Origin of the sequence: Mycobacterium sp. (assembly GCF_002863225.1) — a bacterium.
Taxonomy (GTDB): Bacteria; Actinomycetota; Actinomycetes; order Mycobacteriales; family Mycobacteriaceae; genus Mycobacterium.
The window spans coordinates 116,658-138,464 of record NZ_PKEK01000049.1 but is presented as its reverse complement, the minus strand read 5'-3'; the positions used below and the strand labels follow the sequence as shown (position 1 = coordinate 138,464).

Below are 21,807 nucleotides of genomic sequence, written 5' to 3'. Positions count from 1 at the left end.
AGGTGACGCATGGCTAAGCGCGTGGTGGTGTGGGGTACCGGCTTCGTCGGCAAGATGGTGATCGCCGAAATCGTGAAACACCCCGAATTCGACCTCGTCGGTGTCGGCGTCAGCAGCCCGCAAAAGGTGGGCCACGACGTCGGCGATATCTGCGGCCTCCCCGGACCGATCGGGGTGACCGCCACCGACGATGTCGACGCGCTGATCGCACTCAAGCCTGACGCGCTGGTGCATTACGGCCCGACCGCCGCGCACGCCGACGCCAACATCGCGCTGATGACGCGGTTCCTGCGGGCCGGTATCGACGTCTGTTCGACGGCGATGACGCCGTGGGTGTGGCCGACGATGCATCTCAACCCGCCGAACTGGATCCAGCCGATCACCGAGGCGTGCGAGCTAGGCGAGTCGTCGTGCTTCACCACCGGCATCGACCCGGGGTTCGCCAACGACCTGTTCCCGATGACGCTGATGGGACTGTGTTCGGAGGTCCGGACGGTCCGAGCGTCCGAGCTGCTGGACTACACCAACTACGAGGGCGACTACGAAGTCGAGATGGGCATCGGTCGCGAACCCGAATTCCGCCCCATGCTGGAGAACCAGGAGGTGCTGATCTTCGCGTGGGGCGGAACCGTCCCGATGATCGCCCACGCCGCCGGGATCATGCTCGACGAGATCACCACGACCTGGGACAAGTGGGTGACTCCCGACGAGCGCAAGACGGCCAAGGGCGTCATACCGGCGGGCCACGTCGCCGCGGTGCGGTTCACCATCAACGGCGTGTACCAGGGTCAGACCCGGATTCAGCTCGAACACGTCAACCGCATCGGACTCGACGCGGCGCCGGATTGGCCGGCCGGCACCAAAGACGATGTCTACCGCGTCGACATCGACGGCACCCCGAGCATCTCGCAGGAAACCGCATTCCGGTTCACCGACGGATCCGGCCGAGATGCGGCTGCAGCCGGCTGCCTGGCCACCGGATTGCGGGCGCTCAACGCGGTTCCGGCCGTCAACGACCTCCCGCCGGGCTGGGTCACGGCGCTGGATCTGCCGCTGATCCCGGGTGTCGGCACCATCCGCTAGACGGCGGGGCTGCCGGGCCTTGCCGGGACAGCCGATAAGTTGGTGACTGATGCTTGCGAAGAGACGACATGGCTGACGGTGAACGTTCGGCCCTAGGCCTGTCGGTGGGGGCCACCAACCTGGCGGCGGTCACCGCCGACCGGGCCCTGACCCGCAGACCGGTGCTGACGCTGTACCGGCAGCGCCCGCCCGAGGTGGGTGTGCCATCGGAGAACCCGAAGCTCAACGAGCCCGGGCTGGTCATCACCGACTTCGTCGACCGGGTGGGTGATCCGGCCGGTATCGCCGCCGCCGACAACACCACCCATCGCAGTGAAACGTTGATCGCCGACGCCCTGCGCGCGTTGGCCAACACCGCCACCGACGGACGTCCCGCGCCGGACGCCGTCGCCGTCACCCACCCCGCGCACTGGGAGGCGGCCACGGTGAACGCGGTGCGAGTGGCGCTCAGTCGGGTTTCGGAGTGGTCGCGCGGCCGGCTCGTGGTGATGCCCGATTCCTCGGCCGCGTTGTTCGCGCTGCACGCCAACCCGGGAATCCCCAGCGGCGGGATCGTCGCGGTATGCGACTTCGGCGGCTCCGGCACCACGCTGAGCCTGCTGGAAGCCGCGGACGGCTACCAGGCCATAACGCCGGCTGTGCGCTACACCGAGTTCTCCGGGGACCGGCTGGACCAGGCCCTGCTGACCCACGTCATCGACGATCTCTCCGCCGCCGGCTCCTTCGACACGTCGGCCACCTCGGCGGTCGGTTCGCTGCAGCAGTTGCGGAGCGCATGCCGGTACGCCAAAGAGCAACTGTCCTCGGCGAATGACACCGAGTTGGACGCTGAGGTGCCCGGCTATCGAGGCGAAATCCGGCTGACCCGAACTGAACTCGAGGGCGCGATCCGGCAGCCGTTGGACGGCTTCATCGGCTTCTTCCACGAAGTCTTGGAGCGCAACGGAATTCGATTGGGTGAGCTGGCGGCGGTGGCGTCGGTGGGCGGCGGCGCCAACATTCCGTTGGTGACCAGGACGCTGTCGGAGCAGTCAGGTGCGTTGGTGATATCCGCACCGCGACCGCACCTGACCGCCGCGGTGGGCGCGGCACTGCGCGCGGCGCACGGCGGGGACGAGGAATCCACATCGCTGGCGCCGACGGCCCTGGGATCGGTCGGCGACGCCACGATGATCTCTGCGATGCCGGTGGAGCCTTCGGCCGCACCGGCACTGGCGTGGTCTGAGGCCGACGACGATTCCGGCATCATGCCGATTCGTCCCGGGGAATACGACGACGAGCCGCGCGACGACGGCCGAGCTTCGTTGCGCGCCCGAGCCAGGACGGCTCCGGCCGACGCCCCTGATGAGTACGACACGAGCCCCGTCGCCTGGTATCGACGTCCGCTGGTGGTGGCCATCGGCACCGCCCTGGCCGTGTTGGCCGTCGGGGCGGGAGTAATGATCACGCTGCGCCATACGTCCAACTCCCCGTCGACCCCGTCGACGAGCGTGAGTACGACGCCCGCTTCGTCGGTGCCGTCCCCGTCGCAGAGCGCTGTCACCGAGGAGCCGACGTCCGCCGCTCCGCCGCCGTCACAATCCGACACCAGTACATCGACATCGAGCCAACCGCCGACGACCACGACGGAGAGTTCGACGGCGACGACGACAACCACCACAACGACGACCACAACGCCGTCTCCGCCGGGCCCGGAGCGGCCGGATCGTCCTCGATTCCCGAGGCGTCCCGGCGACCGGCTTTTCCCGGAGCCCGGTCCAGGGCGCTAGCCCGCGTCGTCCTGCTTCTCGTCGGTGTCGCTGCCGGCGGTGTCCCCGTCAGCGTCCTTTTCGGAGTCTTTGTTCTCGTCCTTGCCGAACTTCGGGTTTCCGTCGTCGTCGAGCCATTCGTTGACCGCGACGCCGGTGATCGTGCCGTCGGTGCCGGGCAGCACGGCCGTCTCCCGGTCGTCGTTGTAGGCCTCTTGCATCTCCTCGACCTGTTTCTTGCCGTCGTCGCTCAAATCATCAGCACTGGGCGCCTTCTGCTGGTCGTCGGCAGAATCCTGCTCTTGGTCGTCGCTGGTTTCCTGATCTGTCTTTTCCGCGCTCATGACTCTCCGTCCTCGATGCGACCCTTACCGTGGTGCTTGGCGAGGGCTACCCGATGCGACGCTGCCCAAACTGCGCGTGGCCGCATCGGGCTCTGCCAGACTGCGTGAGTGAGCAGCAGGAGGGTCGCCAAGGTCTTGCTGGCTGCCGGCATCGCGCTGATGATCGCGTCGGGCATCGGCTTCATCGTGACCCTGGTCCTGGGCGCGTTCGTCCTGGACAAATACAACGCGTACGGCGAGGTGCCGATCCCGGGCACCGGCAAGGTGCATCTGCCCGCGGGTGAGGCCACCGTCAGCTTCCACACCGTGACACTCGGCAGTTCGTCCGGCGGTGGACTGCCGGTGCCGCACCTCATCCTGGACATCGACCCGCCCGCATCGGTCGCCGACCCGAAAGTCACCGAAAACGTCGGCGCCTCAACATCGGTCAACAACGACATCCACCGTCGGGTATGGGTGGTGCAGATTCCCGCCGACGGCGATTACATCGTCACGACCAGCGGAGACGTCAACGGATACATCAATCCGCGAATGGCTTTCGGACACGACAGCGATTCCGACGGGGCTTGGCTGGGTATTGCGGCCGGCGTGTTCGTCGTCGGACTGGCCGACACCGTCATGTCCTCGGTGTGGTTGTCGCGCGCCAAACGGGCCGATCCGACGCCCTGGCAGGTGATCGGGCCGGCTTCCGACGGGCCCGTCGTCGTTCCCTCCGATCAGGGCGTGAAGATCGAGCAGCTGAAAACGCTTGCCGCGCTTCGTGATTCCGGGGCGTTGACGGAGAAGGAATTCCAGGCCGAGAAGCGCCGGGTGCTCGACGGCTAGTGGCCGCGGGCCACCCATTCGTCGTAGTTCACGATTTCGTCGCCGATGTTGGTGGTGTCGCCGTGGCCGGTGTAGACGACGGTGTCGCCGGGCAGGCTGCCGAGTCGGCCGGAGATCGAGGCGAGGATCGTGGGGAAGTCGGAGAACGATCGTCCGGTGGCGCCGGGGCCGCCGGAGAACAGGGTGTCGCCGCTGAACACCGCGCCCAGTTCGGGGGCGTACCAGCAGACTGATCCGGGCGAGTGCCCCGGTGTGTGCAGCGCGTGTAGCTCGAGTCCGGCGACGGTGAGCCGCTCGTCGTCGGACACTGTGCGAAAGCTTTTGTCCGGGTGGGTCATCTGCCAGAGCACATCGTCGGCGGGGTGCAGCAGGACCGGCGCATCGAGGGCCTCACCGAGCTGCGGGGCGACTGTCACATGGTCGTTGTGGCCGTGCGTGCAGACGACCGCGACGACGTTACGGTTGCCGACCGCGTCGAGGATCGGCTGGGCGGTGTGTGCGGCGTCGAACACCACGACGTCGGAGTCGTCGCCGACCAGCCAGATGTTGTTGTCGACTTCCCAACTGCCACCGTCGAGTTCGAAGGTGCCGTGGGTGACGATGCGTTCGATGTTGCCCATTTAGAGGATCACCACCGAGCGCAGCACCGTGCCGGCGTGCATCTTGTGGAATGCCTCTTCGACGTCGTCGAGGCCGATGCGTTCGGAGACGAACTTCTCCAGCGGCAGGCGGCCCTGTAGGTAGAGGTCGACCAGGGTGGGGAAGTCGCGTTCGGGCAGGCAGTCGCCGTACCACGAGGACTTCAGCGAGCCGCCGTGGGAGAAGAAGTCGACCAGCGGCATTTCGAGTGTCATCTCCGGTGTCGGGACGCCGACCAGCACAACGGTTCCGGCCAGGTCGCGGGCGTAGAAGGCCTGCTTCCAGGTTTCCGGTCGACCGACGGCGTCGATCACCACGTTGGCGCCGAAGCCGTCGGTGAGGTCCTGAACGGTTTCGACGACGTCGACCTCTTTGGCGTTGATCGTGTGGGTGGCGCCGAATGTACGGGCCCACTCCAGCTTGGTGTCGTCGGTGTCGATCGCGATGATGCGCCGCGCGCCGACCAGCGCCGCTCCGGCGATCGCCGCGTCGCCGACCCCGCCGCAACCGATCACCGCCACGGTGTCGTCGCGGGTGAGCGCTGCGGTATTGATCGCCGCGCCCAGACCGGCCATCACGCCACACCCCAGCAGGCCGGCCACCGCAGGATCGGCATCAGGGTTGACCTTGGTGGCCTGTCCGGCAGCCACCAGCGTCTTGTCGGCGAACGCACCGATACCCAGTGCCGGGGTGAGTTCGGTGCCGTCGGTCAGCGTCATCTTCTGCTCGGCGTTGAAGGTGTCGAAGCACAAATGCGGGCGGCCGCGCTTGCACGCCCGGCATTGCCCGCAGACCGCGCGCCAGTTCAACACCACGAAATCGCCCGGCTCGACAGCGGTTACACCGTCGCCGACCGCTTCGACGGTGCCGCTGGCCTCGTGGCCGAGCAGGAACGGGAACTCGTCGTTGATGCCACCCTCGCGATAGGTCAGGTCGGTATGGCACACCCCGCACGCGGTGATGTCGACGACGACCTCACCCGGGCCGGGGTCGGGAACGACGATGTCGACCACTTCAACGGGCTCGCCCTTTTTCCGCGAGATCACTCCACGCACTGTCTGACTCATGGGCTTCAACCTAGCGCTTGGTCGGTAGCCGCATCGGGCTAGGCTCGGCGCGATGGCCGGACTTCCCGCACTCCATGCACTCGACGACTGGCCGGTGTCGAATGCGGCCGCCGCAGTGATCGGCCGGTCGGGGGTGCTGGCTACCTATGGCGACACCGCGCGGGAGTTCGTGCTCGCATCGGTGACCAAGCCGCTTGTCGCGCGCGCCGTCCAGGTCGCTGTCGAAGAAGGCGCGGTGGAGTTGGACACCGCGGCCGGGCCGCCCGGTTCGACTGTGCGACATTTGTTGGCCCATGCTTCCGGGCTGGCGATGCTCGACAACAAGACGCTCGCCCGGCCCGGCGCCCGCCGAATCTATTCCAACTATGGCTTCGCGGTGCTGGCCGACACCGTCGAGAATGCTTCGGGAATCGAGTTCGGCCGCTACCTGGCCGAGGCTGTACTGCAGCCGCTGGGAATGAGCGCCACCCGACTGCCCGGCGGCGCACAGACGGCCGGCTACGGCGCCACCTCGACGGTCGACGATCTCGCGGCCTTTGCCGCCGACCTGTTGTCACCCACGACGGTGTCGCCGGACATGCATGCGCAGGCGACCAGCGTGCAGTTTCCCGGTCTCGGCGGCGTTCTGCCCGGCTATGGAGTGCAGCGGCCCAACGATTGGGGGCTGGGCTTCGAGATCCGCGACGCGAAGTCGCCGCACTGGACCGGCACGCTCAACTCACCGGGAAGTTACGGCCATTTCGGCCAATCAGGCACCCTGATCTGGGCAGATCCCGTCGCGGAGTTGGCCCTGGTGGTGCTCACCGACCGTGATTTCGGCGATTGGGCGCTGCCGCTGTGGCCGGCCATTTCTGACAGTGTGCTGAGCACCTACAACTCGGACTAGCGCAACACAGGCCTCACGAGGCACAATAGACACGCAAGGCACATAAATCGTTATAACGCTCGTTCGGAATCACCAGGTCGTTGGGGAAGACGTCCCTCGTGGAGCCGAAGGAGCAACAAGATGCGTGCGTCGAACCAGTTCGCCGACGTGACCACAGGTGTGGTGTACGTCCACGCCTCGCCCGCCGCGGTGTGTCCGCATGTCGAGTGGGCGTTGTCGTCGACTCTGGGATCCAAAGCCAACCTCAAGTGGACGCCGCAGCCCGCGATGCCGGGACAACTGCGCGCGGTCACCAACTGGGTCGGGCCGGTGGGCACCGGCGCCCGGTTGGCCAGCGCCCTTCGGTCCTGGTCGGTGCTGCGCTTCGAGGTCACCGAGGATCCGAGTGCCGGTGTCGACGGGCATCGGTACTGCCACACCCCGCAGCTGGGTCTGTGGAACGGGCCGATGAGCGCTAACGGCGACGTGATGATCGGTGAGATGCGGTTGCGCTCGATGATGGCGGCCGGCGCCGACGCGCTCGCCGCCGAGTTGGATTCGGCGCTCGGCACTGCCTGGGACGAGGCGCTCGAGGCTTACCGCGACGGCGGCGACGGTGCCGAGGTGTCGTGGCTCAACCGCGGGGTCGGCTAGGCCGGCGCAAGATCTGCAGCGCGCCCGGATCCGCGGAGATCTGAGCAGGCAGCGCACACGCGTAATCGCCGTCGGCATAGGCGTTGATGCCCGGTGACTCGACGTCCACGGTGGTCACCCGTGCGGTGGTCACCTCGTCGAGATTGACATGGGTGCCTTTGTAGACGGTCGGGAAGAGTCGAATCAGCCTGGTCCGCGAGGCGGAATTGACCATGGTGATGTCGAGTAGCCCGTCGGCCGGATCGGCGTTGGGGCACACCAGCATTCCGCCGCCGTAGCTGCGGGTGTTGCCGAATGCGGCCAGCGTCAGATCGGTGGTGATCTCTTCGCGGCCGTCGAGGACCAGCCGGAACGGCAGCAGCCGCAACTGCGACAGTTCGGCGAGCATGGCGAGGTTGTAGCGCATCCTGCCGCGCGGCCACCGCATCCGGTTGGCCCGATCGGTGACCAGCGAATCGAATCCGGCCGCGGCCACCGTGCCGAAATACTTGGTGTGACCGCTTCGGTCTTGGATCTTGCCCAGGTCGGTGGTTTCGGTCCAGCCATCGGCGACGATGTCTGCGGCGGCCACCGGATCCTTTGTCGGCAAGCCGAATTCGCGGGCGTGGTCGTTGCCGGTGCCGGCCGGGACGATGCCCAGCGGAATGCCGGTGTGCGCGAGCACTTGCAGTGCGTCGGCGATCACCCCGTCGCCGCCGACGACCACCAGTGCGTCGGGCCCGTCGTCGACCGCGGTGCGCAACAGGCGGCGAGCGTGGTCGGCGTCGCTGCCCACGATGGCCACTACGTCGACGCCACGCTGTTGCAGTCGCGCGACGGCCTTTTCTGCGGCGTGCGGCGCATTGCCGTGGCCGGACGCCGGATTGGTCAGTACGGTCACCCGACCGATCTGGCGACGCTGCTTCTGACCGCGCCCTCGGTTGCGCTCTGCATCGTCACCGCCGGGTTGGTTGCGGCGCTCCTCCTCATCGCTGCGCTCTGCATCGTCGCCGCCGGGTTGGTTGCGGCGCTCCTCCTCATCGCTGAGCTCTGCATCGTCGCCGCCGGCACTCACGGGATCAGCTTGCCCGGGTTGAGGATTCCCGCGGGGTCGAGCGTCGCCTTGACCGCCCGCAACACCTGGACGCCGAGGTCGCCGACCTCGTCGGCCATCCAGGGACGGTGGTCGGCGCCGACAGCGTGATGGTGGGTGATCGTCGCGCCGGCTGCCACGATGGCGTTGCTCGCAGCCGTCTTGGCCGTCCGCCACTGCTCGATCGGGTTGCCGCGTTGCCCGGCCACAACGGTGAAGTACAGCGAGGCGCCGGTGGCATACACATGCGAAATGTGGCACAGCACCAACGCGGGGGTGCCGGTTTCGGCCAGTGCGGTCGTCAGCGCTTCGGTGACAGCGAATTTCAGGGTAGGCACGTTCGACCAGTCGGTGGCCGTCTCGAGGGTCTCGCAGAGTGCGCCGTTGGCCAACAGGGCGTCGCGCAGGTAGGGCGCGCCGAATCTTCCGCGCTCCCAGGCCCTGGCGGGCTCCTCGCCGAGCGAGGTGCCTCCCGCGGCGGCCATCAGGGCACGGGTTTCGGCGTGCCGGCTGTCGGCGTGCGCCTCGGTGCCTTCGAACACGGTGATCGCCAGGCAGCCGCCGGTGACCTGGGTGTCGCCGATGGCTTCGGTGGTGGCCAGGTTGACCCCGGTCTCCGCCTCGTCGGACAGCCGGATCACCGTGGGGCCGGCGCCGGTCTGCGTGACGGCGCGCAAAGCCGCAGTGCCAGTGGCGAAGTCGGGAAACGACCAGGCCTCGTAGCGGGTGGCCTGCGGTGCCGGATGGACGGCGACTCGCACCCGGGTGATGACCCCGAAGACGCCTTCCGAGCCGACGACCAGTTGCCGCAGATCCGGGCCCGCCGCCGACTGCGGAGCGCGTCCGAGGTCGAGAACTCCGGCGGGCGTGATCACCCGCAACCCGCGGATCATGTCGTCAAACCGGCCGTAGCCCGCCGAGTCCTGACCCGAGGAGCGGGTCGCGGCGAAGCCGCCGAGACTGGCGAATTCGAAGCTCTGCGGAAAATGTCCCAGCGAAAAGCCATGTGCGGCAAGCAGTTTCTCGGCCTGCGGCCCGGTGACGCCGGCACCGAACTCTGCCTCGCCGGATACGTCGTCGAAGGACACCAGTTGGTCGAAGCGCCGCAGATCCAGCGACAGCGCCGCGGCGAACTCACCACGGATCGGGTCGAGTCCACCGACCACGCTGGTTCCACCGCCGAACGGGACCACCGCGATGCCGTGCTGCGAGCAGTACCCCAGGATCGCGGCGACCTCGTCGTCGGAGCCGGGCAGCAGAACCGCATCGGGAGCGTCCTGGACGCCGGAGTCCTTGCGCCGCAACAAATCCAGCGTGGACTTTCCGCCCGCGCGAAGCAGGCGATCCCGGTCGCCGACGCGGCAGTGATCCGCACCGACGATCGCCGCCAGCGCCTCGCGGTGCTCAGGCGCCAACTCCGAGGGCCGCAGTTGCACCTGGTCGGCGTCGAGTTCTCCCTCCGACGAACCGGTTACGCCCAGTGCCTGGGCCAATAGCGTGCGGATTCCGTCCGACAACGGTTTGGCGTGGTCGGGATCGCCCCAGGCATTCCACTTCATCGGGGGTAGCAATTCGACTGACATGCGTTACAGTATTACACATGCTGTCAATCAGTAATGAGTCCGTCGACGATCGCATCTTGACGTCCGCCGCGAGCTGCGTCGTCGACTTCGGCGTCGAGCGCGTGACGCTGGCCGAGATCGCCCGCCGCGCCGGGGTGAGCCGCCCCACGGTGTATCGCCGGTGGCCGGACACCCGCTCCGTGCTGGCCGCCCTGCTGACCAGCCACATCACCGAGGCGGTCGCCGAGGTTACGGTGCGGGGCAGCGGACGCGAGGCGATCGTCGAGCGCGTAGTCGCGGTGGCCGAGCGACTGCGCGGTGACGAGCTGGTGATGGCGGTGCTGCGCTCGGAGTTGGCACTGGTCTACATCTCGCAGCGGCTGGGCAGCAGCCAGCACATGCTGATCGACGCACTGGCGAAGGATCTGCGGACGGCGCAGTCCGAAGGCGGTGTGCGGGCCGGTGATCCGCGTCGGATGGCTGCGATGGTTCTGCTGATCACCCAGTCCACCATCCAGTCGGCGCAGATCGTCAAGCCGATCCTGGACGCCGACGCGCTGGCCGCCGAACTCGCCCACTCGCTGAACGGATACCTGGCCTGATGTCGAGCGCCCTGAACGCCGCGCGACGCAGCGCCGACCTGTCCGCGCTCGCCGACGGCGCTCCCACAGACGTCGTCGTGATCGGCGGCGGAATCACCGGCGTCGGCATCGCGCTCGACGCGGCGTCGCGCGGCCTGCGGGTGACGCTGGTGGAAAAGCACGACCTGGCCTTCGGGACCAGCCGATGGAGTTCCAAGCTGGTACACGGTGGCCTGCGCTACCTGGCGACCGGGAATGTCGGCATCGCCCGGCGCAGCGCGGTCGAACGCGGAATCCTGATGACCCGCAACGCCCCTCATCTGGTTCGGGCGATGCCACAGCTGGTGCCGCTGCTGCCGTCGATGAGCCGGGCCAACCGGGCTCTGGTCCGGGTCGGATTCCTGGCCGGTGACGTGCTGCGCAGGACCGCGGGCACACCTGGATCCGTATTGCCGGGCTCGCAACGTGTTTCGCCGCAGCGGGCCATCGACCTGGCGCCGGCAGTTCGCCGCGACGGTCTGGACGGCGGCCTGCTGGCCTACGACGGCCAGCTGATCGACGACGCCCGTCTGGTGACCGCCGTCGCGCGAACCGCGGCGCAATTCGGTGCTCGAATCTTGACGTACGTCACGGCATCTCAGGCCACCGGCTCGTCGGTCCGCCTGACCGACGAGCGGACGGGCGAATCGTTCGACATCGCCGCGGGCGCCGTCATCAACGCCACCGGAGTGTGGGCGGGCGAGGTGGATGCGGCGCTCAAGCTGCGGCCGAGTCGCGGCACCCACCTCGTCTTCGACGCCGCGACGTTCGGAAATCCCGCCGCCGCACTCACCATTCCGATACCCGGCGAACTCAACCGATTCGTCTTCGCGATGCCCGAACAGCTCGGGCGGATCTACCTCGGCCTGACTGACGAGGAGTCGCCCGGACCCATTCCCGATGTGCCGCAACCGACCTCGGAGGAGATCAGCTTCCTACTGGACGTGGTGAACACCGCGCTGGACATCACGCTGACCACCGACGACGTCATCGGGTCCTACGCCGGTCTGCGGCCGCTGATCGACACGGGCACCGGCCACACCGCCGACGTGTCGCGTGACCATGCCGTCATCGAGTCGGCCTCCGGCGTGATCAGCGTGATCGGCGGCAAGCTCACCGAATACCGGCACATGGCCGAGGATGTGCTCGACCGCGCGATCGACCTGCGCAGTCTCGAGGCGGGTAAATGCCAGACCCGAGATCTGCCGTTGGTGGGCGCGCCGCGCAATCCTGGTTCCGAGACTGCGCCGATGGCCGGGCTGCCCGAGTCGCTGGTGCTGCGGTATGGCGCGGAGGCGGCGAACGTGATGGCCACCGCGACCTGCGAGCGGCCCGCCGATCCGGTTGCCGACGACATCGACGTGACACGAGCCGAATTCGATTACGCGATCACCCACGAGGGCGCGCTGACCGTCGACGACATCGTCGACCGTCGCACCCGGATCGGACTGGTGGCCGCCGATCGCGAGCGCGTGGTCGCCACGGCTGAAGAATTACTGCGAGCGTAACGCCACAGCGAAAATCCACGCGGAAAGTCGCCGTGGCGTTACGCTCGCGCGGAAATTCCGGACGCTCGCGGGGAAATAGCCGCCCGCGCGGAGGCTTACAGCGGGATGTTCTTGTGCCGTCCGCGCCGGGCCGGTGCTTCGGCCAGCGCCTCGGTGATCCGGCTGCGGGTGTGGGCGGGGTCGATCTTCTCGTCGACCACGCCGATCTCGATGGCGTTGTCCACCCCACCGGCGATCCGCTCGTGCTCGGCGGCCAGCTCCTCGTGCAGCGCGTCGCGCTCGTGATCGGCCACGGCGGCCAGCTTCTTCTTGTGCAGGATGCCGACGGCAGCCTTGGCGCCCATCACGGCGACTTCGGCGTCCGGCCAGGCGAACACTTTGGTGGCGCCCAGCGAGCGCGAGTTCATCGCGATGTATGCCCCGCCGTAGATCTTCCGGGTGACCAGCGTGACGCGGGGGACGGTGGCCTCACCGAACGCGTGCAGCAGCTTGGCGCCACGGCGGACGACGCCGCCCCATTCCTGATCCACGCCCGGCAGGTAACCCGGCACATCGACGATCACGATCAGCGGAATACCGAACGCATCGCACAGCCGCACGAAACGTGCTGCCTTCTCGGCGCTTTCGGAGTTCAGGCAGCCACCCAGCCGAAGCGGGTTGTTGGCCAACACACCGACCGAACGTCCGGACAGCCGGCCCAGGCCGACCACCATCGACGGCGCCCACTTGGCCTGAAACTCGTCAAACGGCGCGTCGTCGTCGAGCAATGCGTTGACCAGTGGGTGCACGTCGTAGGCGCGGCGCGGCGAATCCGGCAGCAGCGCGTGCAGGTCAGTCTCATTCGCCTCGGCCTTGCCGCGGTCGAAATGCCCTTGCTGGCAGAACAATCCGACCAGCCGGCGACCGCGCTCGTAGGCGTCGTCCTCGCCGTCGGCGACGATGTGGCACACGCCGGACTTCTTGTGGTGGGTGTCCGGCCCGCCGAGCGAAGCCATGTCGACGTCTTCACCGGTGACACTGCGGACCACGTCGGGTCCGGTGACGAACACCCGGCCCTCGGGCGCCATGATGACGACGTCGGTCAGGGCCGGCCCGTAGGCGGCGCCGCCGGCCGCGAAGCCGACCACGACCGAGATCTGCGGGACGTAGCCGGACGCGCGAATCATCGCTTCGAACACCAATCCGACTGCGTGCAGGGCTTTCACGCCCTCGGCAAGTCGCGCCCCGCCGGAGTGCCAGATGCCCACGATCGGGCTCTGTTCTTCGATCGCGGTGTCATAGGCGTTGACGATGTGGGTGCAGCCCTCGAGACCCATCGCGCCGCCCATCACGGTGCCGTCGGTGGCGAAGGCGATGGTGCGCACGCCGTTGACGGTTCCGCCCGCGGCGAGCACGCCGGAGCGGTCGCGCTCGTGCAGCAGTCGGATGCTGCCGTCGTCGAAGAACCTGCTCAGTCGCAGCAACGGGTCGCGTGGGTCGAGCGACTCGTCGATTGCCTCGGGGGCCAGGGTCGTCATCGCAGGTCTCCTCGTCTCATTGCTGTTCGCGGATCCGGGGTTAGTAGCGGCCAAAAGCCAACGCCACGTTGTGTCCGCCGAACCCGAACGAATTGTTGATCGCGTACTGGTAGTTGCCTTCTCGCGGCTTGCCCGCGACCACGTCCAGGTCGACCTCCGGATCGAGGTTCACCAGGTTGAGGGTGGGCGGGATGATCTGGTCGCGGAGCGCCATCACGGTCAGGATCGACTCCACGGCGCCGACCGCTCCGACGGAATGGCCGAGCGCGGACTTCGGCGCGTAGACCGCGGCGTTACCGCCGTGCTCGCCCAGCGCCCGGTTGATGGCCTTGCTCTCCGCCAGGTCGCCCACCGAGGTGCCGGTGGCGTGGGCATTCACGTGGCTGATGTCACCCGGCGTCAGGCCGGCCAGCTGGACCGCCCGCGTGATCGCATGCCCGGCGCGTTCGCCGTTGGGATCAGGGGCCACCATATGGAAGCCGTCGGAGGTGACGCTCGCCCCCATGATCCTGGCCAGGATGTTGGCGCCGCGCGCTTTTGCGTGCTCTTCGGTCTCGATCACCATCAACGCGCCGGCCTCGCCGAAGACGAAGCCGTTGCGGTCTTTGTCGAACGGTCGACAGGCTCCGGGCGGGTCGTCGTTGTTCTTCGACAACACGATGCGCATCGCGGCGAACGAGGCGATCGGCACCGCCTCGATCTTGGTCTCGACACCGCCGCAGACCGCGATGTCAGCCTCGCCGAGCACGATCTGCTGCCAGGCCCGCGCGATGCCCTCCGACCCGGAGGCGCAGGCCGAAACCGGTGTCATCACCCCGGCTTTGGCGTGGCGTTCCAGACCCACTGCCGCGGACGCGCCGTTGGGCATGTACATCTGCACGCCCAGCGGGTTGACCCCGCGCATGCCGCGCTCGCGCATACCGTCATATCCGAAGATCAGCTCCTCGCTCGAGCCCATCCCGGTGCCGATCGAGACCATCAGCCGGTCGGTGTCCACCTCGGGCGAACCGGCGTTCTCCCACACCCGGCGGTTCAGCACGGTGGCCATCCGCTGCAGATAACCGAGTCGTCGGTTTTCGATCCGGGTCAGCTGGCTGTCGAATTCCTCGACCAGGTGACCGCCGATGCGGACCGGCAGGTCGAATTGCTCCACGAACGGGTCGTCGAGCAAGCGGATCCCACTCTGCCCGTCCAGCAGCATCTTCCAGGTGGTCTCGGCGTCAGATGCGAGCGCAGTCGTCATGGCGAACCCGGTGACGACCACATTCGGGAAACCGTTCCCGGTGGACAAAGACGATGTTGTCATGCGAGCTACTTACGCATCCTTCCCTGCTGGTGCTGTGGTCCGGCACCGGCGCCAGACGTCGTGCTCAGTACCGCCCGAACGCCAAGGCGACGTTGTGTCCGCCGAAACCGAACGAGTTGTTGATGGCGTACTGGTACTCGCCATAACGGGGCTCGCCCGCGACGACGTCGAGGTCGATCTCTGGATCGGGCGTCGTGTAATTAAGTGTCGGCGGAATGACGCCGTCCCGCAGTGCAAGTACGGTGAGGATCGACTCGAGCGCTCCCACGGCACCGATGGAGTGACCCAACGCCCCCTTGGGTGCGTAGACCGCGGCTTCCGGGCATCCGGCGACCCGAATGGCGTTGGCCTCGGCGGTGTCACCGATCGGCGTGGCGGTGGCGTGCGCGTTGATGTGGTCGACGTCCTTGGGGGACAAGCCCGCCAACTCCAGCGACCGCGCCATCGCCCGTCCGGCGCGCACACCGTCGGCGGCCGGGGCCACCATGTGGAACGCGTCCGACGTGATGCCGGCACCCATCAAGCGGGCCAGCGGCTTGGCGCCGCGGGCCTTGGCGTGCTCTTCGGTTTCGATGATCATCATCGCGCCGGCCTCACCGAACACAAAGCCGTCGCGGTTCTTGTCGAACGGACGGGACGCTCCCTCGGGGTCGTCGTTCTTGGTCGACATCGCGCGCATCATCGAGAACGCCGCGATCGGCAGTGCCTCGATGTTGCCCTCGACGCCACCACAGACCGCGAAGTCCGCGTCGCCCATGACGATCTGCCGCCATGCGTGCGCAATGGCCTCCGAGCCCGACGAACAGGCCGACACCGGGGTCACCACTCCGGCGCGGGCGCCGAGCTGGAGACCGACGACAGCCGCAGCGCCGTTGGGCATGATCATCTGCACGGCGAGCGGGGATACCTTGCGGGGCCCGCCCTCGTTCATCAAGTCGTAGGTCTCGACGATCTTCTCGGCGCCACCCAGGCCGGTGCCGACCACGACCGCGAACCGGTCCGGGTCGACCTCGGGGCTGCCGGCCGACTCCCACAGCTGCCCGCTGAGGTGCTTGGCCAGCCGCTGGACGTACGACATCCGTCGCAGGTCCAGCCGGCCCATGTGGTCGTCGACGGCCTCTTTGAGGTGTCCACCGATCTTGACCGGCAGGTCCCACTTCGTGACGAAGTCGTCCTCGAGCACGCGGATGCCGGATTCCCCGGCCAACAATCCCTTCCACGTGCCTTCGATGTCTGGCGCGATTGAAGTCGTCGCCTCGACGGCGGTTACCACAACATTGGGGTAACCGCCGTTAGCAGTGGAAGGTTTCGTCACTTGCTCTCAGCCTCGGTCTCGAACTTGGCACGCAGCGCCTGCGCGGCTTCGGGGTTCTCTTCTTCCAGCTTCTGGATGTAGTTCACGACGTCACCGACGGTGCGCAGACCGGCGAGGTCCTCGTCGGGGATCTTCACGCCGTACTTGTCTTCGGTCTGCACGGCGATCTCCACCATCGACAGCGAGTCGATGTCCAGGTCGTCGACGAACGACTTCTCCGGGGTGATCTCCGAAGGCTCGATACCGGTGACCTCTTCGATGATCTCGGCGATACCGGCGATGATTTCTTCCTGGCTGACGGACACGTTGTGTTTCCCTTCGTAATGTGTTGTGTACTGCTGATTTACGTGATTCGTGCGGTTGTAGAAGCGAACAGATCCGGGGGGCTCAGAGTTCTGCCAAACCATCCAGGTCTGCGGGGGTCTTGACGGCGTGTATCGGCGTCCCGCGTAGTTCACGTTTGGCGATGCCGGACAGAGCCCCCGCCGGTGGGAACTCGACAATCGCCGTCACGCTGCGTTGACGCAACGTCTCGGAGCACAGATCCCAGCGCACCGGCCGGGTCAGTTGTGCGACAAGCTTTTCCATCGCGTCGGCGGCCGAGCTCACCGGCTGGCCGTCGCGGTTGGACAGCAGTACGGCCGTCGGCTCGGAGGTCACTTCGACCTGCCGCACCGCTTCGGCGTAGCCCTCGAGCGCCGAGGCCATGAACTCGGTGTGGAACGCCCCGGCAACGCCGAGGGCGCGGACCCGGGCCTTCTCCGGCGGGTCCTCGGCGAGCTTGTCCAGCGCGCTCAGCCGGCCGGCGGCCACGATCTGGCCGGCGGCGTTGCGGTTCGCCGCGACCAGGTCGAGTTGTTCGAGGCGGGCGAGCACAGCGGCTTCGTCACCGCCGAGCACCGCCGACATCCCGGTGGGCTCGTTGGCGCAGGCCTTGGCCATCTCGGCACCGCGGGTGGCGGCCAGCGCCACCGCGTCGTCCGCGGAGAGCACCCCGGCGATCGCGTAAGCGGCGATCTCGCCGACCGAGTGGCCGGCAACGACGAACTCCTGGTCCGCGAGCAGTCCGCGGCTGGTCAGCTCCTGGTGGGCGAGCAGCGTGGCCGCGACGATCAGCGGCTGCGCGATCGCGGTGTTGGTGATTTCTTCCGTCGAGGCGGTGGTGCCCAGGCGTGCCAGGTCCAGGCCGCTGGCCGTGGACCATGACGAGAGGCGGTCTGCGGCGCCGGGCAATTCCAGCCACGGCGACAGCATCCCCTCGGTCTGCGACCCTTGTCCGGGCGCCAGTAACGCGATCACGTTATTAAGGGAACACTGTGAAGACGACTTTGTGCCGTGTAAAGGATTATGAACCTTGTCTTATGTTTTTGTGGAAACCCGACAAAAACGCCCGTGATGCGACGTGTTCGATATCTGGCCGCAATCTGTCAGCCGGTGTTGACGCTGCTCGACGGCGCAACCAGGTCCTTCTCGATCGGCCGCGTGACGGGCGTCACGATGTTGCTCGAGGCGCTGGACTGCTGCGCCTGGTAGGCGAGGTGACCCACCGTCGCGGCCACCCGGAGCACATACGCGTCGCGCGGCAGGGTCGGATCACGGCCGGTGAAGTCGGCGATGCGGCGCAGCCGGTACCGAACGGTGTTTGGATGAACGAACAACTTGCGGGCGCAGGCCTCGATTGCGCCGCCGCAGTCCAGATAGGCGTCCAGGGTCTCGGTGAGGGTCGGACCGGCGTCGGCGAGCGGTCGCATCACGTCGGTGTGCAGCGCGGCGACGGCCGCCGCGTCGCCCATCAGCGCCCGCTCGGGCAGCAGTTCGCGGGCCAGCACGGGCCGCGGCGCACCCCGCCAGCCGGTCACCGCGTTCATGCCGGAGATGGCCTCACTGGCGCTGTGGTAGGCCGCCGTGAGCATCGGCGCCGTCGGCCCGATCACCACCGGGCCGTCGGAGAAGGCATCCAATAGGGCGCCGAAGACCTTTTCGGTCGGTGTCAGCTGGCCGGAGACGATCGCCACCAGATACGTGCCGTGCACGTCGGTGAGCGCGGCCCGGCCGTGACGTGCCGCGATGTCCCGAACGTCCTGGCTGGCGTGGTTTTCCCGGCCCGGTGCCGGTGTCCCCACCACCACGGTCGCGGGGGCGGTGGTGTCCCAGTTCAGCGTCGCGGCACGAGACAGCAATTCGGGTCCGGTGTCGCCGCGCACCACCGCGTCGACCACGGTGGCCTCCATCCGGCTGTCCCAGTTCCCGCGCGCCTCGGCCGCATCGGCGTAGGCGGTCGCGGCGCTGAAGGCGAGGTCGCGGCTGTATTTGAGGATCCCGACCGTCAACGCGGTCAGCTGTTCGTCGGACCGGGCCAGCAGCGGCGCGACCTCCTCGAAGAACTCCAGCGTTACCCGGATCATGTCCACCGAGTGGCGCAACGGCATTCGCTGGGTCAGATCCTGCGGCATCAGCTCGAAAGCCCGGGCGGTGTAGTTGACGTTGCTGCTCGGGTCGGTCATCCACTCGACGAAGTTCGCGACGGCGGTTTGCACGACCAGCGACAGGCTGGCCCGCTGGGAGGCTTCCAGCTCGGCGAAGAACGGCAACCGCTCCTGCATAGCGCTGACGGCTTCGGTGGAAAACCGGCCGGAATACTGCTTCAACCGGCGCAGTAGCGAGTCCGGGACGGTGTCGAGAAGGTCCAGCGTCGTCCGGGGCGTCGGGAACTGCTTGTCGGGCATTCCTAAAAGCTACCCCCGTTTTATGGAAGATCCCGCCAATTCAGCGGCCGACGAACGTGACGTCACCTTCACGTTCGCGGTTCAACGTGAGCCCAGCTTCACGTTCGAGCCGAAGCTGCTCAGGCGCCTGGGCCGGGGTCCGACGTCTGCGCCGGCGCGGCCTGGACGTCGTCGATTCGGTACTGACGCGCGGCTGCGACCGGCACCGATGGATCGATCTCGCCGTCGCGGGCGAGCGCCTCCAGCACCGCGACGACCTGGGACTCGGCGTCGGTGTTGAAGTACCGGCGGGCCGCCGGCCTGGTGTCGGAGAAGCCGAAGCCGTCGGTGCCCAGCGTGACGTAGGTTCCCGGAACCCACGGCCTGATCTGCTCGGGCACGGCGCGCATCCAGTCCGAGACAGCGATGAACGGTCCGGTCGCTTTGGCCAGCGCCCGGGTCACGTACGCCTCGCCGGCGGGCCGGTCCGGGTGCCGGAGTCGCTCCTTCTGGATCGCGACGCCGTCGCGATTGAGCTCACTCCAGCTGGTCACCGACCACACGTCCGCCGCCACATCCCAGTCGGCGGCCAGCAGCTCGGCGGCCCGCAGCGTCTCGGGCATTGCGACGCCCGAGGCCAGGATGTTGGCTGCGTTGGTCCGGCTTTCGGCGGCCGGCTGATACCGGTAGATGCCACGCAGCACCCCGTCGGGGTCGAAGTGCTCCGGCTCCGGCGGCTGCACGTAGGGCTCGTTGTAGATGGTCAGGTAATAGAAGACGTTCTCCGCGCGCTCGCCGTACATGCGGGCGAGCCCGCCCTCGATGATGTGCGCGATCTCGAAGGCGAATGCCGGGTCATACGACAGCACCGCGGGGTTGGTGGCGGCCAGCAGCAGCGACTGCCCGTCGGCATGCTGCAGGCCCTCGCCGGTCAGGGTGGTGCGGCCGGCGGTGGCGCCCAACAGGAATCCGCGGGTCATCTGGTCGGCGGCCGCCCACAGCCCGTCGCCGGTGCGCTGGAAACCGAACATCGAGTAGAAGATGTAGATCGGGATCATCGGCTCGTTGTGCGTCGCGTACGACGTGCCGGCGGCGGTGAACGACGCGACCGAGCCGGCTTCGTTGATGCCCTCGTGCAGGATCTGGCCTCGTTCACTTTCCTTGTAGGCCAGCATGAGTTCGGCGTCGACGGCGGTGTACAGCTGGCCGTTGCGGTTGTAGATCTTCAGCGACGGGAACCACGAGTCCATCCCGAACGTGCGGGCTTCGTCGGGGATGATCGGGACGATGCGCGGCCCGATCTCCTTGTCGCGCAACAGTTCTTTGAACGTACGGACCGTCGCCATGGTGGTGGCGACTTCCTGGTGGCCCGACCCCTTTTTCAGCGGTGCGTAGATGTCGCGTCCAGGCAGCCGCAGGGTCTTGGTCTTGGTGCGGCGCTCGGGCACGAAACCGCCCAGCGCGTGCCTGCGCTCGAGCAGGTAGCGGATCTCCGGGGCTTCGGCGCCGGGGTGGTAGTACGGCGGCAGGTAGGGGTCCTGATCGAGTTGCTCGTCGCTGATCGGGATGCGAATCGCGTCGCGAAAGTCCTTGAGGTCTTGCAGCGCAAGCTTTTTCATCTGGTGGGTGGCGTTGCGGCCCTGGAAGTGGGCGCCCAGCGAATAGCCCTTGATGGTCTTGGCCAGGATCACCGTCGGCTGGCCGTGGTGGTCGACGGCGGCCCGGTAGGCGGCGTAGACCTTGCGGTAGTCGTGGCCACCGCGTTTGAGGTTCCAGATTTCGGCGTCGGACATCGGTTCGACCAGCGCCTTGGTGCGTGGGTCACGGCCGAAGAAGTGGTCGCGGACGTAGGCGCCGTCGTTGGCCTTGTAGGTCTGGTAGTCACCGTCGGGCGTGGTGTTCATCAGGTTCACCAGCGCGCCGTCGCGGTCGGCGTGCAGCAGCGCATCCCACTCGCGGCCCCACACCACCTTGATGACGTTCCAGCCGGCGCCGCGGAAGAACGACTCCAGCTCCTGGATGATCTTGCCGTTGCCCCGCACCGGCCCGTCGAGCCGCTGCAGGTTGCAGTTGATCACGAAGGTCAGGTTGTCCAAAGCCTCGTTGGCGGCCACCTGGATCAGCCCGCGGCTCTCCGGCTCGTCCATCTCGCCATCGCCGAGGAACGCCCACACATGCTGATCGGAGGTGTCCTTGATGCCGCGGTCATGCAGGTAGTGGTTGAACCGGGCCTGATAGATGGCGTTCATCGGGCCCAGGCCCATCGACACCGTCGGGAACTCCCAGAAGTCGGGCATCAGGCGCGGGTGCGGATAGGACGGCAGCCCGCCGCCGGGATGACTGTGTTCCTGCCGGAAGCCGTCGAGCTGGTCGGCGCTGAGCCGGCCCTCGAGGAACGCCCGGGCGTAGATGCCGGGGGAGGCGTGACCCTGAATGAAGACCTGGTCGCCGCCACCGGGATGCGCCTTGCCCCGGAAGAAGTGGTTGAACCCGACCTCGTAGAGCGCCGCCGACGATGCGTACGTCGAAATATGGCCGCCCACACCGACTCCCGGACGCTGGGCGCGGTGCACCATGATCGCGGCGTTCCACCGGATCCAGGCCCGGAAGCGACGCTCGACGTCCTCGTCGCCCGGGAACCACGGTTCCAGCTCGGTCGGGATCGTGTTGACGTAATCGGTCGACGTCAGCGACGGCAGGGCCACCCGCTGCTCGCCGGCCCGCTCCAGCAGTCGCAGCATCAGGTAGCGCGCGCGTGCCGGGCCCTGGCGCTCCAACAGTGCGTCGAAGGATTCCAGCCACTCGCTGGTCTCCTCGGGATCGATGTCGGGCAGATACGACGCGACGCCCTCGCGGATCACCCGTACGCGATCGGGTTCGCTTGTGCCGGTTGGATTCTTCGCCAGATCGTGGCGGACGAACTCGGTGGTCAACGCACTACTCCTTTGTAGGCGGCTGACCGGCTTGTGGCTGATCG

Annotated in this window: 19 protein-coding genes; 7 read left to right on the top strand and 12 right to left on the bottom strand. The window is 67.5% G+C overall.

Features of this window, described 5'->3' with window-relative positions; all coding sequences use genetic code 11:
- Positions 1 to 9: 9 nt before the first annotated feature.
- Positions 10 to 1,083, top strand: a complete 1,074-nt coding sequence (locus CYU59_RS15885) for a dihydrodipicolinate reductase (RefSeq protein WP_292991283.1) — start codon at positions 10 to 12, stop codon at positions 1,081 to 1,083.
- A 68-nt stretch (positions 1,084 to 1,151) separates the two neighbouring features.
- Entirely contained in the window at positions 1,152 to 2,852 is a 1,701-nt protein-coding gene (locus tag CYU59_RS15880) for an Hsp70 family protein (RefSeq protein WP_292991280.1), read from the top strand.
- Here CYU59_RS15880 and CYU59_RS15875 read toward each other — a convergent pair.
- Positions 2,849 to 3,175, bottom strand: a complete 327-nt coding sequence (locus CYU59_RS15875; protein WP_292991278.1) for a hypothetical protein — start codon at positions 3,173 to 3,175, stop codon at positions 2,849 to 2,851. The two genes, CYU59_RS15880 and CYU59_RS15875, sit on opposite strands and share 4 nt — an antisense overlap.
- A 108-nt stretch (positions 3,176 to 3,283) precedes the next feature.
- Between CYU59_RS15875 and CYU59_RS15870 the strand changes: the two genes are divergently transcribed.
- Positions 3,284 to 4,000: an SHOCT domain-containing protein gene (locus CYU59_RS15870; protein WP_292991276.1), complete on the top strand. Its 717-nt coding sequence runs from the start codon at positions 3,284 to 3,286 to the stop codon at positions 3,998 to 4,000.
- Here the strand turns inward: CYU59_RS15870 and CYU59_RS15865 are convergent.
- Entirely contained in the window at positions 3,997 to 4,620 is a 624-nt protein-coding gene (locus CYU59_RS15865) for an MBL fold metallo-hydrolase (RefSeq protein WP_292991274.1), read from the bottom strand. The two genes, CYU59_RS15870 and CYU59_RS15865, sit on opposite strands and share 4 nt — an antisense overlap.
- On the bottom strand, positions 4,621 to 5,706 hold the full coding sequence (locus CYU59_RS15860; RefSeq protein ID WP_292991272.1) for an S-(hydroxymethyl)mycothiol dehydrogenase: 1,086 nt from the start codon (positions 5,704 to 5,706) through the stop codon (positions 4,621 to 4,623).
- 52 nt (positions 5,707 to 5,758) lie between these two features.
- Here CYU59_RS15860 and CYU59_RS15855 point away from each other — a divergent pair, with 52 nt between their 5' ends.
- The gene (locus CYU59_RS15855) at positions 5,759 to 6,592 is read left to right on the top strand and encodes a serine hydrolase domain-containing protein (RefSeq protein WP_292991269.1); all 834 of its coding nucleotides are present in this window, start codon (positions 5,759 to 5,761) and stop codon (positions 6,590 to 6,592) included.
- 120 nt (positions 6,593 to 6,712) lie between these two features.
- Positions 6,713 to 7,225 (top strand): DUF3145 domain-containing protein, encoded by a 513-nt coding sequence (locus tag CYU59_RS15850; protein ID WP_292991267.1) that lies wholly within the window; start codon positions 6,713 to 6,715, stop codon positions 7,223 to 7,225.
- Here CYU59_RS15850 and CYU59_RS15845 read toward each other — a convergent pair.
- Together CYU59_RS15845 and CYU59_RS15840 are read right to left on the bottom strand one after the other, a co-directional pair.
- Entirely contained in the window at positions 7,206 to 8,279 is a 1,074-nt protein-coding gene (locus CYU59_RS15845) for a diacylglycerol kinase (RefSeq protein ID WP_292991265.1), read from the bottom strand. The two genes, CYU59_RS15850 and CYU59_RS15845, sit on opposite strands and share 20 nt — an antisense overlap.
- Positions 8,276 to 9,856, bottom strand: coding sequence for an FAD-binding oxidoreductase (locus tag CYU59_RS15840; RefSeq protein WP_363114692.1), 1,581 nt, complete (start codon positions 9,854 to 9,856; stop codon positions 8,276 to 8,278). Before CYU59_RS15840 ends, CYU59_RS15845 begins: the two co-directional genes overlap by 4 nt.
- A gap of 41 nt (positions 9,857 to 9,897) precedes the next feature.
- On the opposite strand from CYU59_RS15840, the gene CYU59_RS15835 reads away from it, so the two are divergent.
- Entirely contained in the window at positions 9,898 to 10,461 is a 564-nt protein-coding gene (locus CYU59_RS15835) for a TetR/AcrR family transcriptional regulator (protein ID WP_292991261.1), read from the top strand.
- The gene (locus CYU59_RS15830) at positions 10,461 to 11,987 is read left to right on the top strand and encodes a glycerol-3-phosphate dehydrogenase/oxidase (RefSeq protein WP_292991259.1); all 1,527 of its coding nucleotides are present in this window, start codon (positions 10,461 to 10,463) and stop codon (positions 11,985 to 11,987) included. Before CYU59_RS15835 ends, CYU59_RS15830 begins: the two co-directional genes overlap by 1 nt.
- A gap of 95 nt (positions 11,988 to 12,082) precedes the next feature.
- Here the strand turns inward: CYU59_RS15830 and CYU59_RS15825 are convergent, their stop codons facing one another.
- From CYU59_RS15825 to aceE, 7 genes are all read right to left on the bottom strand, one after another.
- Positions 12,083 to 13,504: an acyl-CoA carboxylase subunit beta gene (locus CYU59_RS15825; protein ID WP_292991257.1), complete on the bottom strand. Its 1,422-nt coding sequence runs from the start codon at positions 13,502 to 13,504 to the stop codon at positions 12,083 to 12,085.
- Between the two features lie 40 nt (positions 13,505 to 13,544).
- Positions 13,545 to 14,810, bottom strand: a complete 1,266-nt coding sequence (gene kasB, locus CYU59_RS15820; protein WP_292991255.1) for a 3-oxoacyl-ACP synthase KasB — start codon at positions 14,808 to 14,810, stop codon at positions 13,545 to 13,547.
- A 64-nt stretch (positions 14,811 to 14,874) separates the two neighbouring features.
- Positions 14,875 to 16,125, bottom strand: a complete 1,251-nt coding sequence (kasA, locus tag CYU59_RS15815; RefSeq protein ID WP_292991253.1) for a 3-oxoacyl-ACP synthase KasA — start codon at positions 16,123 to 16,125, stop codon at positions 14,875 to 14,877.
- Positions 16,122 to 16,430 carry a meromycolate extension acyl carrier protein AcpM gene (acpM, locus tag CYU59_RS15810; RefSeq protein WP_292991251.1) on the bottom strand — a complete coding sequence of 103 codons (309 nt, stop codon included), beginning with the start codon at positions 16,428 to 16,430 and terminating at the stop codon, positions 16,122 to 16,124. Before acpM ends, kasA begins: the two co-directional genes overlap by 4 nt.
- A gap of 82 nt (positions 16,431 to 16,512) precedes the next feature.
- Complete coding sequence (locus CYU59_RS15805) at positions 16,513 to 17,424, bottom strand: ACP S-malonyltransferase (protein WP_292991249.1); 912 nt, start codon at positions 17,422 to 17,424, stop codon at positions 16,513 to 16,515.
- A 128-nt stretch (positions 17,425 to 17,552) separates the two neighbouring features.
- Entirely contained in the window at positions 17,553 to 18,851 is a 1,299-nt protein-coding gene (locus CYU59_RS15800; RefSeq protein ID WP_292991247.1) for a PucR family transcriptional regulator, read from the bottom strand.
- A gap of 119 nt (positions 18,852 to 18,970) precedes the next feature.
- Entirely contained in the window at positions 18,971 to 21,763 is a 2,793-nt protein-coding gene (gene aceE, locus CYU59_RS15795) for a pyruvate dehydrogenase (acetyl-transferring), homodimeric type (protein WP_292991245.1), read from the bottom strand.
- Positions 21,764 to 21,807 lie beyond the last annotated feature (44 nt).

Excerpts from the sequence above, each read along its gene's own strand:
- CYU59_RS15840 (WP_363114692.1), bottom strand. The coding sequence starts at position 9,856 with ATGAAGTGGAATGCCTGGGGCGATCCCGACCACGCCAAACCGTTGTCG.
- CYU59_RS15875 (WP_292991278.1), bottom strand. The coding sequence starts at position 3,175 with ATGAGCGCGGAAAAGACAGATCAGGAAACCAGCGACGACCAAGAGCAG.
- CYU59_RS15800 (WP_292991247.1), bottom strand. The coding sequence starts at position 18,851 with ATGCCCGACAAGCAGTTCCCGACGCCCCGGACGACGCTGGACCTTCTC.
- CYU59_RS15880 (WP_292991280.1), top strand. The coding sequence starts at position 1,152 with ATGGCTGACGGTGAACGTTCGGCCCTAGGCCTGTCGGTGGGGGCCACC.
- CYU59_RS15850 (WP_292991267.1), top strand. The coding sequence starts at position 6,713 with ATGCGTGCGTCGAACCAGTTCGCCGACGTGACCACAGGTGTGGTGTAC.
- CYU59_RS15865 (WP_292991274.1), bottom strand. The coding sequence starts at position 4,620 with ATGGGCAACATCGAACGCATCGTCACCCACGGCACCTTCGAACTCGAC.
- CYU59_RS15835 (WP_292991261.1), top strand. The coding sequence starts at position 9,898 with ATGCTGTCAATCAGTAATGAGTCCGTCGACGATCGCATCTTGACGTCC.
- CYU59_RS15830 (WP_292991259.1), top strand. The coding sequence starts at position 10,461 with ATGTCGAGCGCCCTGAACGCCGCGCGACGCAGCGCCGACCTGTCCGCG.
- CYU59_RS15855 (WP_292991269.1), top strand. The coding sequence starts at position 5,759 with ATGGCCGGACTTCCCGCACTCCATGCACTCGACGACTGGCCGGTGTCG.
- kasB (WP_292991255.1), bottom strand. The coding sequence starts at position 14,810 with ATGACAACATCGTCTTTGTCCACCGGGAACGGTTTCCCGAATGTGGTC.
- CYU59_RS15825 (WP_292991257.1), bottom strand. The coding sequence starts at position 13,504 with ATGACGACCCTGGCCCCCGAGGCAATCGACGAGTCGCTCGACCCACGC.
- CYU59_RS15860 (WP_292991272.1), bottom strand. The coding sequence starts at position 5,706 with ATGAGTCAGACAGTGCGTGGAGTGATCTCGCGGAAAAAGGGCGAGCCC.
- CYU59_RS15885 (WP_292991283.1), top strand. The coding sequence starts at position 10 with ATGGCTAAGCGCGTGGTGGTGTGGGGTACCGGCTTCGTCGGCAAGATG.